The organism is Actinoplanes derwentensis (assembly GCF_900104725.1).
GTDB classification, from domain to species: domain Bacteria; phylum Actinomycetota; class Actinomycetes; order Mycobacteriales; family Micromonosporaceae; genus Actinoplanes; species Actinoplanes derwentensis.
Genome location: NZ_LT629758.1, coordinates 5,140,575 through 5,157,611 on the forward strand (window position 1 = coordinate 5,140,575; position 17,037 = coordinate 5,157,611).

Below are 17,037 nucleotides of genomic sequence, written 5' to 3' on the forward strand. Positions count from 1 at the left end.
CTACTGTAAACTGCGAACAGCGTTCGCAGTTTCTTCGAGCAGTTCGAGGAGGCAACAGATGACCGACTTTCCGGTGCACACCAGCGGCAGCGGCCCGCCGATCGTGATCCTGCACGGCGGCGGTGTGACCATCAGCGTCTACCGGTGGATCGCGGCGGCGCTCGCCGACCGGTTCACCATCCACCTCTACAACCGCCGAGGCCGGGCCGACGCCCCACCCCGCACCGAGCCCTACGACATGCGGGAGGACATCGCCGACCTGGCGACCGTGCTCCGGCAGACCGGGGCGGTCAACGTGATCGGCCACAGCGGCGGCGGTTTCATCGCCCTGGAAGCGGCCCGGGAGCTGCCGATCGAGCGGCTCGCCCTCTACGACCCGGCGGTCCACGTGGACGGCCTCTTCCCCACCGGCTGGGTGGCCGGCGCGCGAGCCGCACTACGCGCCGGTGACACCGGCCGGGCCCTGGCCCTGACCAGCGCGGGCATCAACACGCACTCGCCGGCGTCCCGGCTGCCGCTGGCGGCGCAGACGGCGATCTGCCGGTTGTTCCTGCGCACCTCGATCGGGCGGATGATGGGTGAGCTGCTGCCGATGACGTTCGACGAGTCGGACTCGATCTTCGAGCACGGCGGGCCGACGTCGAAATGGTCCGGCGTCACCGCGAAAGTGCTGCTGGCCTGTGGTGCCGGTGGACCGGACTACTACCCGAAGATCAACGAGGCGCTGGCCGCGGTGATCCCGGACTCCCGGACCCTGCTGGTCCCGCGCAGTGCCCACGACGCGCTGAACCGCGCCCACCCGCGCATCGTCGAACCACTCACGGAGTTCTTCGCCGAACCGGCCTAGACCGGGCTCGCGGCGATCCAGTCGTCGCCGACGCAGCCCTCTTCGTACTCCCACCAGCCGTCCCGCGCGCCGGCCCGCAGCACCCGCTGCACCGAGACCAGGTCGGCGCCGGGCGGCACCTCGAGGGCGACCAGACCGAACTGCTGAACGCCCTCACCGGTCACCCCGAACGGCTGGAACGCGTCGAGCACCCGCTGCAGCGAACCGTGCAGCGGCCCGGTGCGGAACGAGACGACCCGGATCGTGCAGTTCCCCGACCATTTCACGTGCTCGGCGGCCCAGAGCAGACCGTCACCGTCGGGTTCGACCCGGATCAGGTCCCCATTGGCGACCCCGCGCACGAACCAGGGCACGTTGTCCAGCCGCACCACGTCACCGTCGACCGGTTCGGCCCAGACACTCTCCACCTCGACCGGTGGCCAGTCAGTGTCGTCCCGTGGAAGGTCGAAGTAGACCTTGACGCGATCACCCATGGTCTCCCCGCACGATGGTCAGGCCATGCCGACCTCGGCGGTTCCGGTGACGACCCGCACACGATAGCTCCAATGCCTCAGGGCCTGAACCATCTTCGCGGCCCCCACCGGATTGGCCGAGTGCACATTGACCACCCCTATGTCGTACGGGTGACCCGCGAACGCCGCCCGTTCCAGCACCTCCACCACCGGCCAGATGGTGTCCTCCCCGCCGAGGTCGTGATCGAGCCACAGCTCCTCGATCCGGCGGTCGCGGTGCCCGGTCAGCAGCACGATCCCGGCCGCGCTGGTCCGGGCCACCTCGGCGGTCCGGCCGTCGAGGAACGAGCGCAGGTCGTCGATCAGCACCGTCGTCATCGGAGCCACTGCTCCCGGGTGATCGCGTACTCCACCTCGCCGTGCTCCGAACCGGGGATCGGCGGCAGGTCCGGGTGGTAGGTGCGCACGTACCGCAGGCCCACCTTCTCCATCACGCCGCGCGAACCCACGTTGACGGCCATCGTCTCGGCGACCACCCGGCTCTGCCCGGCCGTCTCGAAGGCGTGCCGCAGCAGCTCACGAGACCCCTCGGTGGCGAAGCCCTGACGCCAGTGCCGGCGGGCCAGGCGGTAGCCGAGTTCGGCGGTCCCCGGCTCGGGTTTCGGCGGCAGCATCATCATCCCGATGAAGTCGTCGCCCGGGCCGAACGCCATCCAGTAGCCGAGCCCGTCCACCCGGCCGGCCAGCTCGATCCGTTTCGCGTGCCAGGCGGTCACCTCGTCGCGGGTCCGGGCCCGGCCGTCGAGGAACCGCAGCACCTCGGGGTCGGCGTCCAGCTCGACCTCCAGTTCCAGGTGCTCGTCGGCGAGCGGGACCAGCAGCATCCGCTCGGTGCGCAGGGTGGGTTGTGGCATCCGCCAACGATCACACAACGGTCCCGGGGACGCGACGGTAATTGTCGTACCCGAGGTCCATGCTGGATTCATGTTTCGACGGCTCACGGCCGTTCTGCTCGTGCTCGTCCTCGGCGGGTGCCACGGGCCGGAACCGGCTGATCTGCGAGGTGGCGGCCCACTGATCGAGCGGTGGCGCATCCCGGCGCCGGTCACCGACTGGGCGTTCGCCGATCCCGGCCGAGGGCTGATCGGGCGGGAGCAGCGCCTGGCCTCGGTGGCGACCGGTCCGGGGCGGCTGCGCTGGGTGCACGACCTGCCGAGCGGGTTCCGGGTCACCGCGTCGTCGGTCGCGGTCGCCGGGAGCGCGGTGCTGATCCGCGGGACGGGCCGGTTCCGGGTGCTCGACCTGGCCGAGGGCACGGTGCGGTGGGAGCGGGAGTTCCCCGGGCAGGCGGTCGCCGAGGAGGAGGGCGACGCGCTGCTCACCGCCGAGTGCGACAGGTCGGGCTGCGACCTGGCCGGGTGGGGCCTCGCCACCGGTGAGCGGCGGTGGGCCCGGCGGGTCGAGGAGCGGGTCGAGCTGGTGACCTCCGGCGTGCAGGTGTGTTACTGCGTGTTCCTGCTCGGCCGTCGCACGGTCGCCGCGATCGGCACCGAGGACGGCCGGCCGCTCTGGACGATGCGCAGACCGGCCGGGGTGACCCGGCTGATCACCGCCTTGGACAGGCAGATCCTCTGGACCCCGCCGGCCGCCCCGGGTTGTGTCGCCACGTTGCGCGGCGTCGACCGCGGCGTCGTCGTGTGGACTCGGGCGATCGCCACGTTCTGCGGCGTCCCGGTGCCGTCGATCGGCGATGATCCGGGCGGCAACCTGGAGATCCCGGTGCGCGGCGGGCTGGAGACGCTGTGGAGTCACGACGCCGGGGGCCGCACGGTGCCGCTCGACGTGGGCGAGCAGCTGATCGAGGACGGGACCGACCGGATCACCTGGACGCCGGGTGCCGGTTACCGGTCGATCGACAGCTCGGACCGCACACCCGCGACGGTGGCACCGCCGTCGGTCCGCCGCCCGTCGGCCGAGGCGACACCGACCGGCATGTGGCTGCTGGGCTCAGGTTCCGGCCTGGTCCTCTACGACCCGGTCCGCCGGGCCGTCCGCTGGAGCGGCCCGGCCCCGGCACTGGTCCCCGACCACGACCGTCTGGTCTACGTGGACGGTACCGACCTGGTCGGCATCGGCCCCCGAAGCTAATGCGGGAAACCCTTGGGGGCGCGGGGTGTCACCTCGTCGCGGAAGGCCTCGATCCGGGAGGCGACCTGGCGCATGCCGATGGTCTCCTCGATGCGGTCCAGGTAGAGCGAGCGGGCCGCGAGAGCCATCAGGTCGACGGTGAAGTAAACGGCCATCAGCGGGTTGACGAAGAGAGTGCTGTCGGCGGTGCGGCGGGTGAATCGTACGTCGCCGAAATCGCCCTGGGTCGCGGCAGCGATCTGCCCGTTGACGATGCTGGGCCGCTGCGGGGTCGCGGCCTGCGCGGCGGCGACCGCCGACCGGTACAGGACCGCCTCCCGGCTACGGCTCGGGATCGACAGCGCGCCCAGATAACCGCCGTCCCGGTCGAGGGCGGCCAGGTTCTCCAGCACCTGGGTGTGCACCACGCCGTGGTAAGAGTCGATACCGAACCCGAGGCAGGTCACCAGCCGCGTCGGCACGTCGATCCCGGACACCGCGGCCAGGCTGGTCATGTCCTCCACCGGGGTGCCCAGGCCGGTCTCGTCGCCGCGCATCAGGATGTCGGTGCCGCCGTCGACCAGCACGATCGCGTCGAGCCCGAGGTCCTCGGTCAGATGCCGGTAAGCGCCCCGCAACGGGCGCACCCCGGTCCGGGGAAAGGCGTGCACCAGGGACGGCAGCCCGTTCGCCGCGAGCCAGCGGGACAGGGTCCGTTCGGGGAAGTAGTGGTCGGGCCCGTCGGTGTCCGGCCGGACCGCGGCGATCCCGGGTGCCGCCCACGAGTCCAGGTCGATCAGTTCCAGTTCGGTGAACGCCAGGTTCGCCAGGTGGACGGTCACGCCACGATCCCAGAGGGCGATCGCCAGCGGCAGACCGGCGTAAACGTCGAAGCCGCCGCCCGCTCCGGCGATCAGCACATTGCGGGCGCCGTCCAGAGCGGCGAGAAGTGGCGGTTCCCCCAGCCGAAAGTCACTCACCGATCAAATGATCCACCATGGCTTCGACAGGATGCGGAAGGATGCCGGGTATGACGAGGAACCTGGAGTCGTCGGTCGTCGCGGATCAGCGGGCGGACGGGCGTCCCTCGGTGCGGGGCCTGCTGGTTCTGATCGTGGTGGGGTGGCTGCTCTTCAACGCCGGGACCACGATCGGGCGGTTCACCGGACCGGACTATTCCGAGACCACCGATCGAGGTGTCGGCACCGTCGAGAAGTGCGAACGGCGCGGGCCGATCACTCTCTTCGACGGTGTGGGCTACTTCGACGCCTGCTATCTGTGGGTGGAATGGGACCGGAACGCCTCGGAACGGATTCTCGTCGACGATCCCGGCTTCTTCCAGGGCGAGAAGCCGGGCGACACGGTCCGGATCGGGTACGGCGTGTCGCGTCCCGAGGTGTCGCACTGGTCGACGCTGGACCTGCTGATGTACTGCTTCTGCGGTATCGGTGCGCTCCTCGCCGGCCTCGGTCTGTTGCGCCTGGGCACCCGCCTCAAGCAGTCGCTTCTCGCATGAGTGCGGCCCGGCAGCTGGGCGGCTGCCGGGCGCGACACTGGCTCAGACGGTTTGTTCCTGACTGATCTCGCCGGCCCAGAGCGGGGCGTAAAGGGTCTCCGGCTCGACCAGGCCGGTCAGGGCGAGGGCCTGGCGGACGTGCCCCTGAGCGTTGGTGATCTCGTAGCCGTGGCCGGCTCGCAGGGCGCGGGCGTAACCGACCATCAGCAGGTCGATGCACTCGCTGCCGACGGATTCGGTCTGCTCCACGTCGACGATGACGCGGAGGCCCCGGCGGCCGGCGGCGAACGCGTCCCGCATGCCGGCGCGCAACACCTGGCTGGCGTCGCGGTCGAAAGCCCCGATCAGGTGCAGGTGGACGGTCGAGCCGGTTCGGTTGGTGGTTCGCTCGATCTCGTAACGCGGGTCTTTCATGCCTACCGATGTACCCGCTGTAGGTGTCCGCGCGCCAAATACGGGATGAAAGGGTGACGGAGCCAACAGTTTCAGGACGGTCCGTAGTCGCGTTCGACGGTCGCGACGCGCACTCGGTAGTCGCGATACCACACTTCGCGTCCGCGCTGCTGGGCGACGAGATGGGCGGCGACCTGTTTCCAGGCGCGGGCGGACTCCTGGTCGGCCCAGTAGGAGACGGTGACGCCTACGTCGTCGCGGGCCGCCTCGATGCCGAGGTATCCGGGCTGGTCACGGGCGAGTTCGTCCATCCGGGTGGCCATCGCCGCGTATCCCTGATCGCCGTCGGTGCGTACGGAGGTGAAGATGACCGCCACGTAGGGCGGCTCGGGCGTGTCAGCGATCAGGGACATGTGGTGATCTTCTCAAGGATTCTCAGAACGGGACGGCCACCAGCTCGCTGTAGAGCAGATCGATCTGGTGCGGTTCCAGGGTGTCGCTGCGGAACATCCGGCGACGGTCGCTGCGCACTCCGATCGCGCCGCGCGGCTGGAACCGGGCCACCCGCGGTTCGAGCAGGGTGACCGGGACGCCATGGCGCAGTAGCAGGTGCCGGGTGAACGGGCGGAACATCCGGCGGAACACCACCGGATCGCTGACGTGCACGAGCGAGGCAAAGAACGGCAGGCCACGGGGCCGGTCATGGCGGAAGACGGCCCAGCAGACGCCACCGGGGTCGGCGAGGGCGACGTGCCGGGCGGCCGGGGCGTCGCGATGGTCGCGGTACTGCTCCAGGACGTCACCGCTGAGAAGATCCTCGATGCGGCGGGGATCAGCGGTCACGATGCGGCCACGCCGGGGCAGAAAGGGCCACGGCTGATTGGGTACGGCTACCAGAGCACTGTCGAGGTGCCGGAATCCGAGCCGCTCGTTGATCGGGACGACGTTGCCACTCGGGGACAGGTCGGTGAAGTGATAACCCGGCTGTTTGATCAGCGCCCGGAGCAGTTTGACACCGAGCAGCCGGTATTCGGGCAGCACGCACCAGCCGGCGAGGTTGCAGAACCGCTGGCGTGCCCCGCCGACGGTCCGGTCGGCGTAGAAGGCCAGATAGACCCCGACGACGAGCCCGGCCGCCACCAGCATGTAGCCGTGGTTGGGGGCGGCCGACTTCCAGGTGGGGGTGATCGACCGGGACCACATCTCGACGCTGAGACGGGTGTTGAGCTGGGCGTGCAGGAAGTGCGCGACCCGGGACACGTCTGCGGACGTGATCGGCAGGACCTGGACGTTCATTCGTCAAGAATCTCCGCCGATCGACGTCCTCCACAGTTGCAGATGTCATGTCATAGATGAAACCGATTCACAGAGTGGCGGCCCAGGACAGCAGTTCGGTACGGGCCGCGGTGAGCGTGGCGGCCGGCACCGACGCCACATCGGACGCGTTGACCACCAGCGCCACGTGCACACTCCCCGCCGCCGAGCCGGCCGTGGCCAGCAGCAACCGCCGGGCCGTGGTGGCGCCCACCTCGGTACCGACGGCGATCACGCCGCTGGTACCGAGCCCGGAGCGGGTGCCGAGGTCGGACACGACAACCGTCCGGCCGGTGGGGAACGACGCGGGCAGATGCAGTTCGGTCGGCGCTCCGAGCGGGGCCGCGGGTTCACGCCAGACCAGTACCCCGTACTGCCGCCCGGAAGTGAGCCCACTGATCGCGGTGAGCCGGGCGGGAACCGTGAGCCACGCCTGTTGCCGCCCGGCCCCGGCGAAACCGTCCCGGGCCAGGTCCTCGTAACCGAACGCGACGGTCGTGCCGGCCACCGCGCTCGGGTAGAGCCGGTCGAGCACCCGCGGATCGAGCCGCAGCGCCCCGTTGGCGATGACCGAGTGGTTCTCGCCGTTCCAGGCGTCGCCGGTGGTCTGCACCTTGCTGGGGTTGCGGTTCATCAGCTCGTTGTGCTTCCCGCTGTAGACGTCCCACTGCCACTGGGTGGCCGACAGCGGTGCCCCGGCGGTCGCCGCGTTGTTCCAGAAGTTGGCGCCGGACAGCCGGGAGTCGAGCCCCTGATACATCGAGCGGATCATCCACGGGGTGCGGGACGAGTCGATCGAGTTGCCGAACTCGGAGACGAACGCGCTGGTGTTCAGCGAGGCGGCCCGGTCCCGGATGCGGTTCATGGCGGCGTTGTAGGTGCCGTCGCCGGCCGCGGTCGGGTCCACCGACAGCCGGGCGCCGTCGTAGTAGTGGCTGTTGAAGACGTACCGGGAGCCGAGCGCCGGGATCGTGCTGAAGCCACCGGCCTCACCGAACGTGGTGTTCCAGAAGACCAGCGGTTCGGCGTAGACCGGCCGGTCGGACCAGCCGGTGTCGTCCATCGCCGTGCGGAACCTCTGATAGAACGGCAGCAGATACTGGGCTTCCCAGGTGGTTCCGGCCGCGCCGTCGAGCCCGCCGTCGAACGGCTCGTTGAACGGGTCGATCCCGATCACCATCGGGTAGTCGACCCGCGAACGCAGGTGGGTGAGCATGGCGCGGGCCTGCGTCAGATAGGCGTCCTGCACGCCGTACTTGTTGCGCCAGAAGTCGTAGGCCGCCCCGCGTACCGCGTTGTTGGTCAGCATGTTCTGGCCCCACAGGATGCAGATGCCGCAGGACTCGGTCGGGTAGCCGCCGGCGTCGATCACCCATTTCGGGGCGCCGTCGCCGGTGTACCAGCTGCCCTGGTTGAACAGGTACGAGGAGTAGAGGTCCTGGTGGTAGTCGACGAGCACCCGGATGCCGCGGCTGGTGAACTCCCGGATCTGGGCGACCGCCCGGTCCAGGTAGGCGGTGTCGATCCGGTCCCGGGCCGGCTGGACGCCTTCCCAGCTGATCAGGTAGCGGATGGCGTTGGCGCCGGTGAGGTCACGCATCTGCGCCGCGGCGGTGGCCGCGTCGGCGGTGCTACGGAACGGCAGAAGTCCGTTCTCGTACAGTTTGGTGCTCCCGGAGACGTTGAAGCCACGAAGGACGATCTCCCGTCCCCGGGAGTCCGTGGGTGCCGCGACGGCGGGTTGCACCGGCACGACGATTCCCACCACGACCAGCAGAAGTGCTAGAAAGAGAGCCCGCATACATCGACGGTAGTCACTTGCTCACGATCGGCAAGCATTGCTCGTCAGTCGTTCTTCTGGTCATACAAGCAACCGGACTTTTTGCCCAGCTTCGCCAGGCCCACCAGGTCACCCGCGCCCCACACGGCCTTCTTCGACGTGATCGTGTGGTACATGATCTGGCCCTTGTCCTCCTGCTCCGGGTGCGCCAGACCGATCGCGTGACCGATCTCGTGCATCAGCACCGCGCCGGTCACCCCACCGTTCGCCGCCCCGAAACCACGCTTCATCTTGCCGACCGCCGGAGCGTTCAGCACGACCGCGCCCTGCACCATCCGCAGCGCGTCCGCACCGGTACCGGTGTACGCCGACTGCCACGACCCGCCACCCATGCCCAGCGCCCGCGCCCCCGACGGCAGCCACTTGCTGTGCTTACCGGGCGTGACCCAGGAGATCACCACTTCGGTGCCGGCCGGGTACGTGCCGTTGAACCCCTTCTCCGCCTGCGGAATGACACTCGTCGTGCCCGCGTACCGGAACGTCAGCCCGGTCGCCGCACTGATCCGGCTGAACGCGGTCTTCACCTCGGGCAACGAGTTCTTCGGAGCCCGGTCCAGATTCACCCGGTAGTCGATCGCGCCGCCGCACGGGTTCCAGCGGGCGACCGGCCCGGAACCGTCGGACTGGCTCATGAAGGCGTACGACTTGGCACTGCCGGCGGCGGCCATCGCCACTCCGGGCTGAGCAACCACCAGGGAAGAGATCGCGGCGAGCATGACGAGCACACGCTTCATGTAGGCGTCCGATCTGATCGAAGGAGAAGCCCATTTCAGATCGGTACGGGTGCATGTACGGATCACACTCGGGTGCGAACCGGTTTCTGTTCGTACAGACGCGCGTCAGCAGTCGCGTACAGGCTGTCGAAGTCATCGCCGTCCGCGCCCCGGACCGCCGCACCGATACTCACGCCGGTCCGCGTCTCCAGCACCTCCCTGATCCGCTCCGCCACCACGTCCGGATCCGTGCCGTCACCCGGAAGCACCACGAACTCGTCACCACCGAGACGACCCACCACGCCGTACGACCGCAGCACCGACGCCGTCCACTTCAGCAACTCGTCACCGGCGGCATGCCCGAGCCGGTCATTGAGCTGCTTGAACCCGTTCAGATCAAGGACCAGAAGAGCGGCCCCCTGGCCGGTACGGTCGAACCGCTCCGCGAAACCACGCCGATTCAGCACCTCGGTCAGCACGTCCACCCGCGACAACCGGGTCAGCATCCGGCGCTGGCGGGCCGCCGCCCGGCCCTGCATCGCACACGCCCACGCGACCGCCGCCGTACTCAGCGACTGGATCGCGACATACCAGCCACCGGCGTCCCCGACCCGCGTCCCGACCAGCACGTACAACGCCCCCGACACCAACGCCACCGGAACCGCCACCTTCGGGCGCATGCCCAGCGTCAGCAGCGGGATCGACAGCAGGATCCCCACCCCCAGCGGCTGATCCACCCCACCGTCCAAGGTGGCGACCGCCGCGCAACTCAGGAACGCACTCACCGAGAACACCAGCATCAACGGCCGGGCCGTCCGCGAACCACTGAGCCAGCCGGCCCCCAGCACCACTGCCAGACCGGTCAGGAACCCCCACACCGACAGCGCGATCACCCCGGCTCGATGCGGGTGATCGGCGGCCACCAGCACCGCGTAGACCAGCGCCACACAGGTCTGGGTCATCGACATCCAGCCCGGATCGGCGATCGCGTGCCGACGGCGCTCCCCCTTCTCGATGTCGCCGGCCACGATGTCCCGGCGGACACCGTCACGGGCGGCCGCCACCACCGCGGCGGTCGGGGTCCGCCGTACCCGCGAATTCTTGTCCTGATAGAGCCGCTCGTCGGCGATGCCCGTCAGAGTCGCCGGGTCGGTGCCGTCGTCCGGGAAAGTGGCCCGCCCCAGACTCGCCGGAGCACCACTGCTCAACCGCTCCCGCAGCCGTCGCACCGCCTCCTCGCCGTCGGTCCCGGTCACCAGCACCGCGAACTCGTCACCGCCCAGCCGGCCCGCCGCGTCACCCGGCCCCAGCCCGGCGCGCAGCTCCTGCCCCACCCAGGTCAGCAGATCGTCACCGGCCAGATGGCCGTACGTGTCGTTGACTTCCTTGAAGTGGTCCAGATCCAGCAGCACCAGCGTCACCGGGGCACTGCCCGCGTCCGCGATCGCGGTGGTCACCCACTCGTCGAACCCACGCCGGTTCAGGCAGCCGGTCAGCGGATCCGTCCGTGAACTGTCCGCCAGCCGCCGCCGTAACGACGCCAGCACACTCGAATGCCGCAGGCACAACACCGCGACACAACCGAACCCCAGCGCGTGCACCAGCGGATACCCCGCCGGGGCCGGATCACCCCAGACCCACACCAGCGCGTACGCCGCCAGCCCCAGCCCCGCCACCACCAGGAACGCCCGCGGCGGCACCACGATCGCCATCAGCACCACGGTCAACGGAATGAACGACCCCAGCGGCCCGCCCAGCCCCGTGTCGATCAGCCCCAGAGCCGCCGACCCGGCCACGTTGACCGCCGCCGCCGCCAGCTGGATCCAGATCCACCAGCGGGTCCGCGCCACCAGCCCCGCCACCGCCCACCCGAACACGGCGAACAAGATCAGAGCCGACGACACCATCAGGATGAAGACCTGGCACGGCGAACCCCAGGTGCCGATCGCGTACGCCGCCGACAACACCCCCGGAACCGCCCCGTACGCGGCCGAAGCCCGCAACGACTGCCGCCGGGACTGTGGGGATCCGCGTTCCACGAGACGCGCACCTCCCCGCACCAGTTGGACCCCGCCACCATCGGCGATCCCCCACCGCCCTTGAGCTTTTCATCCGTGCGCGCAGTGATTCACCTGTTCGAGATGGGGTCTTTCCACAGGTCGGCGCCGGTGAGCATGCCGACGAACGGCATGGTCTGCTCGCATCGAGGGCAGGCCGGGAACTCCGGGTCCTGAATCCAGTGTGGTGAACCGCCCAGCGTGGAACCGTCGGCCTCCCACGCGTTTCCGGCGAACGGGCTGGACCGCTCCGCGCCGATTCCCAGCGGCGGGCCGTCGGGCAGCGCGTCCACGTCCCACGCCTGGGGCACCGGCAGGTAGGAGGGCTTCTCGGTCTCCGGTGCGAACCGGCCGTCCTCGGTGAGGATCGTCCCGTAGCTGCCGCACAGGGTGCAGGTGGTGACCAGCAACCGGCCGGACTCGGCGCCGAAGAGGTCCGGCAGGATCGCCCGATCGACGTCGAGCAGCCGGGTCATCGCGAACCCGCAGAAGCCGCACTCCCCAAGCCGCCCACCGGAGATCGGCACCGGCTCACCGGTGGTCAGGGACAGCGCGACAGAGCTGGTCAACCGGCGGGCGGCACCGGCGGGCGACAGCTCCCAGCCACCGGAATGAGCGGCCCGGGTCAGCGGGACTCCGATCTCGGCGGCCCACGGCGGGGGTGGCACGGACCAGCGCCGGAGACATCTCCGGCCGGGTCAAGGAAGCCGGGAAGGGCCGAAGGCAGCGATGCCGGGATCAGGCGCCGGGGATGTCGAAGATCATGCAGCTGGACGTGGCGTGGGCGATCAGGCGGCCGGCGGCGTCGGTGATGCGAGACTCGGCCAGTGCGGTGCGGCGGCCCCGCTGCAGGACGGTGCCGGTGCAGGTCAGGCGGCCGGAGGCGATGGTGGCGGGGCGCAGGAACTTCACATTCAGGTCCATGCTCGTGTAGGCCACCCCGGCCGGCAGGGTGCTGTGCACCGAGCAGGCGGCGGCGGTGTCGAGCAGGGTGGAGAGGACGCCGCCGTGCACGGTGCCGAGCGGGTTGTAGTGGAATTCCTGCGGGTCGAGTTCGAGGGTGACGCTGCCCTCTTCGACGCGCATGCCGTGGCCGTCGATCAGCTGCATGATCGGTGGCGGCGGAAGCTCGCCGGACGCCATGGCGGTCAGGAGTTCCAGGCCGCTGCGCCGGCCCAGCAGGTGCGCGTGCTCGGCCGGGTCGGACCAGCCGAACGTACGGGTCCGGGTGGCGTCCTGGGTCTGCGTCATGGACGCAGGTTGGCAGAGGGTTGCTGCGTCTGTCAACGAGACTTAGCCTTCTTCACATGTCGAGCCCGTCCGCCCCACCCGCCGCCCTGAACTGGTCCGTCGACAACTGCACCATCGAGCGGGCGATGGGCGTCCTCGGCGAGAAATGGACCCTGGTGGTACTCCGGGAGGTGTTCGCCGGCATCCGCCGTTTCGACGACATGCGGGTCCGCACCGGCATCCCCCGGCAGGTCCTCGCCAACCGGCTGACCACCCTGGTCGGCAACGGGGTGCTGCGCCGCGATCCGTATCGGGAGCCCGGCGCCCGGCTCCGCCACGAGTACCGCCTCACCGCGAAGGGCTTCGACCTCTACCCGATCATGATCGCACTGTCCGAGTGGGGGGACAGATATCTGGCCGACCCCGAAGGACCACCTATCTCGTACGCCCACCGCGACTGTGGCGCCGAACTGCACCTGGACGTCACCTGCGCCGACGGCCACCAGGTCACCGAGAAGCGGGCGATCCAGCCCCGCCCCGGCCCGGGAGCGCACCCCCGGACCGAGACGAGTTCACCGTGACGAGCTGAGCGGCAGCGCCCGGACCAGCATCCGGTGCGACCGCCAGCCGGGGAACGGGATCAGATCCCCGGCGTGCTGGAACTTCATGCCCTGCAGAGCGCGCCACACCCGCGTGTTGGTCTCGGTGACCGCGAGTGCGGTGCGCTCCTCCGGCCGCTGACCGAGCAGCTCGGCGAAGAGCCGGATGCCGATGCGGTGCCGCTGCACGGTGGGGTCGACGAACGCCTCACAGATGGCGAACGTGCGCCCTTCCCACTCCTCGGCGAGGCTGGGATCGTGGACATCGGTCAGGTCCCGCCACCACAGGGTCTCCGGCGGGAGTGGACAGCCCATGACGGCGCCGACCAGCTGGCCGTCCACGTAGCCGAGTGCGCCCTGATATCCGGGCGCCTCGGCGGTCCAGCGCAGACGGTCCTCGACGGACGGATCACTGTGGTCGATCAGGTGCAGATCGGCGGCGTGGACCCGCCGGTACACCGCCGCCAGTTCATCGATGTCGGCCTTCTCGGTAAGGACGACGGAACTACTTGATTCCTCGCGTGCCCCCACGCCTGAACCTCCGTTAATTTCCAATAAGGCAAGCCTTACCTAAGCAGAGGTTCTTTCACATTGCCAACTCAGGTGGTCCGCTCCCGCAGCCAGCGCTCGTGCGCGGCGGACGCCCGCGCCCACAGGACCGCCCGCTCCGGCTCGTCGAAGGTCATCCCGAAGACGCCGTCCAGCGCCGCGAAATAGTCGGCGGCGGTCACCAGTTCGGTGAGCGCGGCAGCCGCACCGATCCGGCTCAGATTCCGGCCGCGCAGGATGTCGGCGCCGGTAGCGTCCCGCCGGGCAGCCATCGGAGTCCGGACGAAACCCGACGTCTCCGAGGTGGAGAGTTCCACATGCCGGACGGCAAAATCGGACATCATGGCTTTCTCGGTACGGAAATCCATGCCTCGGAAGCTCCCCGCCGGATCATGATCGAACCGCCACCCGCCCGGTTCCGCCTCCGACGGCCGCAACGTGTACCGGAACGGGCCCTGCTCGTAAACTCCGGCCACCAGCGGCAACGGCCCGTGCAGACCGTCACCCATACCCAGGTCGACCAGCCACTGTCCGTCCGGCGACTCGGCCGACGGCAGCCCCGACACGGTCAGCACCAGGTGGTTGCCGCTGGCCCCGGCCTCGGCGTCCTGCCCCTGCACCCCGCCGACGTGCCGGGTGACCGCATAACCCAGCGCCCGCAGCAGCACCGAGAAGGCACCGTTCAAGTGGTAGCAGTAGCCGCCCCGGCCGGCCACGATCCGTCGCGCCGACTCCAGCGGGCAGACCGTGGTGGGCCGGCCCAGGTGGATCTCCAGCACTTCATAGGGCACCCGCTCGGCGTGCGCGCGATGCAACGCCGACAGGGCCGCCACGCCGGGCTGGTGACCGGCTAGTTCGGGCAGGCCGAGCCGGGTCAGGTAGCCAGTCGGGTCGATGGTCTCGGGCATGCCCGACACGGTAGCCGCGGGGTACGACACCGCCCCGGTACAGAGCCGATCCGCCGCGGGCCGGGGTGCCGCTTAAACTCCGCGAGTGACGATCAGTGACACCACCCGGCGGCGGCCGGTCATCACCCTGCTGGTCGTCTGCCAGAGCAGTATCGGGCTGATCTTCGGTGGGATCGGGCTGTTCCTGCCGCTGATCCGCACCGATCTGGGGATCAGCTTCACCGAGGCGGGGACGCTCGCGGCGGTGAGCAATCTGACGTACGCGCTGATGCAGGTGCCGTCGGGTTACCTCGCCGACCGGTTTCCGCCGCGACGGCTGTTCCTGATCGGGATGCTCGGGCTGAACCTTCTGTCGGCGCTGTTCGCGGTGCTGGAGTCGTACCCGCTGCTGTTGATCGATCAGGCCTTGGCCGGGGTCTTCCGGGCGCTGGTCTTCATGCCCGGCCTGCTGCTGATGACCGAGTTGTTCCCGCCGGGGCGGCGAGCGTCCGCGATGGGTTTGTACGTGGTCGGCGGCTTCTCGTCGAACATCCTGCTCAGCGCGATCGGCCCGGCTCTGGTCGGACCGCTCGGGTGGCGGCTGCTGTTCGTGCTGTTCGCCGGGTTCGGCCTGCTCAGCGTGGCGCTCTACCGCTACCTCGCCGGGCCGTCCGGGAGACGGGAGCCGTCCGGTGCCCCGGTCCGCTTCGGTGAACTGCCGGGTCTGCTCCGGCAGCGGATCGTCCAGCTCACCGCGGTCATCCAGTTCACCCGGCTGTCGGTCGCGCAGGGCTTCACGTTCTGGTTGCCCTCCTATCTGGTCGTGGATCGCGGGCAGTCACTGGCCGCCGCGGGGCTGGTCGCGGCTCTGGCGTCGGCGATCAGCGCACCGGTCAACTACCTCGGCGGTTACCTGTCCGACCGGATCAACCGGCCACTGCTCGTCATCGGCGGTTCCCTCGTCGTCCTCACCGGCGGGCTGACGCTGCTCACGTACGTACCCGGCATGCTCGGTGTCCTCGGTGTGGTGGCACTGATCTCGGTGGCGATCCAGGTGTACTTCGGGCCGCTGTTCGCTCTGCCGTTGCAGGTTCTCGGCGATCGCAACGCCGGGCTGATCAGTGGAATCGGCAACTTCTGGGCCAATCTCGGCGGCTTCGCGTTCGTGTACGCGCTGGGCGCCGTCAAGGACACCACCGGCTCGTTCCGGGCCGGGTTCCTCAGCCTGGCGGTGCTCTGTGTGGTCGCGCTCATCGCCACGTGGGTGGCCCGGCCGTCACTCCGGCGAGCCGGGTAGGCACGGCGGCCGCGAGGGCGGCGTGCCCGGCCGGGTTCAGATTCAGGTGATCACCCACGTCGAAGGCGGGCCGCAGCCGCCACGGCGCGGACGGGTCGCGGACCGCCGCGTCGAAGTCGGCGTACGACTCGAACAGCCCGCCCCGGATCGCGCTGTTCACCGACTGGCGCGCGGTCTCCCGTACCCCAGCGGGATCGTCGTAGATGTTGCCGCCGAACGGCGTGAGCGTCGCACCGGACGTCCGCAGCCCGCACGCCTGCGCCCGCAGCGCGATCTGCCGGTAGGCGGCGATCAGGTCACCGGTCACCCGCCGCTGGGCCGCCTCCGACGCCGCCGTGGTGCCGAGGTCGTTGACCCCCTCGAAGACCAGCAGGTGGGCGGCACCTCCGAGGGCGAGCACGTCCCGGTCCAGGCGGGCCAGAGCGTTCGGGCCGAGACCATCCCGGAGTACGCGGTTACCGGCGGCCGCCTGATTCAGGATCGCCAGCCGCGGATCCCGCCACCGGTCCGCCAGCAGGTCGGGCCAGCGGTCGTTGCCGTTGGTCGTCGAACCGCGGCCGTCGGTCAGCGAGTCGCCGAGCACCACCAGGGCGGAGGCGCCGGTCGCGAGCACTTCGACGCCGCTGATCAGGTACCAGTGGTCGGCCGCCACCGCGCCCGGCAACTCCACCGCGGCGTGCTGATCACCGGTGGCCAGCCAGGACGTCGTCCGGGAACCGGGATGCGAGGTGATCGCCGGCTGTTCCGGGCCCGCGCGCAGATGCACCGTGATCGTCAGGTTCGACCGGGGTGACAGCGGCAGATCGACCGGATCGGAGACGGTTTGAGCGCCTGCCGGGACGATGACATCGCGCCGTCCGCTGAAGGTCAACGGCCGGCAGCTACCGGGCACGATCCCCGCCGCTCCGGCCCGGCCACCGGCCGGCAGGGCGACGGCGGCCACCGTGATCGGCAGGGCGCCGGTGCCGAACGCGTTCGAGAATCGGACCCGCACCCGGCGCCCGCCCAGCGACACCCGCACGGTCTGCCGCAGGGTGGTGTCCACCAGGGCGGTGAACGGTTCCGGCGGCAGGTTGTGGCGTTCGGTGAGCTGCGGAGCGGCGGTCCAGGTGTGGATCCAGCGGGGTCGTGGCGGCGGTCCGGAATCGATGAGCAGCAATGGGGAGGCGGCCCCCAGGAGGCTACGACGCCGCATGTCACGGAACGTATAGCCGCA

At 69.8% G+C, this 17,037-nt stretch carries 20 protein-coding genes; 5 read left to right on the top strand and 15 right to left on the bottom strand.

Going from position 1 to position 17,037, the window contains the following annotated elements:
- The first annotated feature begins 58 nt into the window (after window positions 1-58).
- Window positions 59-847, top strand: coding sequence for an alpha/beta fold hydrolase (locus BLU81_RS22720; protein WP_092546514.1), 789 nt, complete (start codon window positions 59-61; stop codon window positions 845-847).
- On the opposite strand, the gene BLU81_RS22725 is transcribed toward BLU81_RS22720, so the two are convergent.
- From BLU81_RS22725 to BLU81_RS22735, 3 genes are read right to left on the bottom strand one after another with little or no spacing between them, the layout of a single operon-like run.
- On the bottom strand, window positions 844-1,320 hold the full coding sequence (locus BLU81_RS22725) for a DUF4265 domain-containing protein (RefSeq protein ID WP_092546515.1): 477 nt from the start codon (window positions 1,318-1,320) through the stop codon (window positions 844-846). The two genes, BLU81_RS22720 and BLU81_RS22725, sit on opposite strands and share 4 nt — an antisense overlap.
- Window positions 1,321-1,338: 18 nt before the next feature.
- Window positions 1,339-1,677 (bottom strand): cyclic-phosphate processing receiver domain-containing protein, encoded by a 339-nt coding sequence (locus BLU81_RS22730; RefSeq protein WP_092557495.1) that lies wholly within the window; start codon window positions 1,675-1,677, stop codon window positions 1,339-1,341.
- Window positions 1,674-2,213 (bottom strand): GNAT family N-acetyltransferase, encoded by a 540-nt coding sequence (locus BLU81_RS22735; protein WP_092546516.1) that lies wholly within the window; start codon window positions 2,211-2,213, stop codon window positions 1,674-1,676. The genes BLU81_RS22730 and BLU81_RS22735 overlap by 4 nt, the downstream gene beginning before the upstream one ends.
- A gap of 70 nt (window positions 2,214-2,283) precedes the next feature.
- On the opposite strand from BLU81_RS22735, the gene BLU81_RS22740 reads away from it, so the two are divergent.
- On the top strand, window positions 2,284-3,447 hold the full coding sequence (locus BLU81_RS22740; protein WP_092546517.1) for an outer membrane protein assembly factor BamB family protein: 1,164 nt from the start codon (window positions 2,284-2,286) through the stop codon (window positions 3,445-3,447).
- Here the strand turns inward: BLU81_RS22740 and BLU81_RS22745 are convergent.
- Window positions 3,444-4,406 (bottom strand): DUF1152 domain-containing protein, encoded by a 963-nt coding sequence (locus tag BLU81_RS22745; RefSeq protein ID WP_092546518.1) that lies wholly within the window; start codon window positions 4,404-4,406, stop codon window positions 3,444-3,446. The genes BLU81_RS22740 and BLU81_RS22745 overlap by 4 nt on opposite strands.
- A gap of 50 nt (window positions 4,407-4,456) precedes the next feature.
- Here BLU81_RS22745 and BLU81_RS22750 point away from each other — a divergent pair, with 50 nt between their 5' ends.
- Entirely contained in the window at window positions 4,457-4,942 is a 486-nt protein-coding gene (locus BLU81_RS22750) for a DUF6346 domain-containing protein (protein WP_092546519.1), read from the top strand.
- A gap of 42 nt (window positions 4,943-4,984) precedes the next feature.
- Here the strand turns inward: BLU81_RS22750 and BLU81_RS22755 are convergent, their stop codons facing one another.
- From BLU81_RS22755 to BLU81_RS22790, 8 genes are all read right to left on the bottom strand, one after another.
- Window positions 4,985-5,356: an STAS domain-containing protein gene (locus tag BLU81_RS22755; protein WP_092546520.1), complete on the bottom strand. Its 372-nt coding sequence runs from the start codon at window positions 5,354-5,356 to the stop codon at window positions 4,985-4,987.
- A 71-nt stretch (window positions 5,357-5,427) separates the two neighbouring features.
- On the bottom strand, window positions 5,428-5,748 hold the full coding sequence (locus BLU81_RS22760) for an antibiotic biosynthesis monooxygenase family protein (protein WP_092546521.1): 321 nt from the start codon (window positions 5,746-5,748) through the stop codon (window positions 5,428-5,430).
- 22 nt (window positions 5,749-5,770) lie between these two features.
- Entirely contained in the window at window positions 5,771-6,631 is an 861-nt protein-coding gene (locus tag BLU81_RS22765; RefSeq protein WP_092546522.1) for a hypothetical protein, read from the bottom strand.
- Window positions 6,632-6,698: 67 nt separating this feature from the next.
- Window positions 6,699-8,450, bottom strand: a complete 1,752-nt coding sequence (locus tag BLU81_RS22770) for a cellulase family glycosylhydrolase (protein WP_092546523.1) — start codon at window positions 8,448-8,450, stop codon at window positions 6,699-6,701.
- Between the two features lie 44 nt (window positions 8,451-8,494).
- Complete coding sequence (locus tag BLU81_RS22775) at window positions 8,495-9,223, bottom strand: matrixin family metalloprotease (RefSeq protein WP_092546524.1); 729 nt, start codon at window positions 9,221-9,223, stop codon at window positions 8,495-8,497.
- Between the two features lie 62 nt (window positions 9,224-9,285).
- The gene (locus tag BLU81_RS49935) at window positions 9,286-11,241 is read right to left on the bottom strand and encodes a diguanylate cyclase domain-containing protein (protein WP_157751743.1); all 1,956 of its coding nucleotides are present in this window, start codon (window positions 11,239-11,241) and stop codon (window positions 9,286-9,288) included.
- 89 nt (window positions 11,242-11,330) lie between these two features.
- Window positions 11,331-11,927, bottom strand: a complete 597-nt coding sequence (locus tag BLU81_RS22785; RefSeq protein ID WP_092546526.1) for a hypothetical protein — start codon at window positions 11,925-11,927, stop codon at window positions 11,331-11,333.
- A gap of 70 nt (window positions 11,928-11,997) precedes the next feature.
- Window positions 11,998-12,510 (bottom strand): PaaI family thioesterase, encoded by a 513-nt coding sequence (locus tag BLU81_RS22790; RefSeq protein WP_092546527.1) that lies wholly within the window; start codon window positions 12,508-12,510, stop codon window positions 11,998-12,000.
- A gap of 56 nt (window positions 12,511-12,566) precedes the next feature.
- Between BLU81_RS22790 and BLU81_RS22795 the strand changes: the two genes are divergently transcribed.
- Window positions 12,567-13,070, top strand: coding sequence for a winged helix-turn-helix transcriptional regulator (locus BLU81_RS22795; RefSeq protein WP_092546528.1), 504 nt, complete (start codon window positions 12,567-12,569; stop codon window positions 13,068-13,070).
- On the opposite strand, the gene BLU81_RS22800 is transcribed toward BLU81_RS22795, so the two are convergent.
- Complete coding sequence (locus tag BLU81_RS22800; protein WP_092546529.1) at window positions 13,062-13,619, bottom strand: GNAT family N-acetyltransferase; 558 nt, start codon at window positions 13,617-13,619, stop codon at window positions 13,062-13,064. The genes BLU81_RS22795 and BLU81_RS22800 overlap by 9 nt on opposite strands.
- 68 nt (window positions 13,620-13,687) lie before the next feature.
- Entirely contained in the window at window positions 13,688-14,545 is an 858-nt protein-coding gene (locus BLU81_RS22805; RefSeq protein WP_092546530.1) for an arylamine N-acetyltransferase family protein, read from the bottom strand.
- Between the two features lie 85 nt (window positions 14,546-14,630).
- Here BLU81_RS22805 and BLU81_RS22810 point away from each other — a divergent pair, with 85 nt between their 5' ends.
- Complete coding sequence (locus tag BLU81_RS22810) at window positions 14,631-15,821, top strand: MFS transporter (protein ID WP_231954708.1); 1,191 nt, start codon at window positions 14,631-14,633, stop codon at window positions 15,819-15,821.
- On the opposite strand, the gene BLU81_RS22815 is transcribed toward BLU81_RS22810, so the two are convergent.
- Window positions 15,775-17,016, bottom strand: a complete 1,242-nt coding sequence (locus BLU81_RS22815; RefSeq protein WP_092546531.1) for an SGNH/GDSL hydrolase family protein — start codon at window positions 17,014-17,016, stop codon at window positions 15,775-15,777. The genes BLU81_RS22810 and BLU81_RS22815 overlap by 47 nt on opposite strands.
- Window positions 17,017-17,037 lie beyond the last annotated feature (21 nt).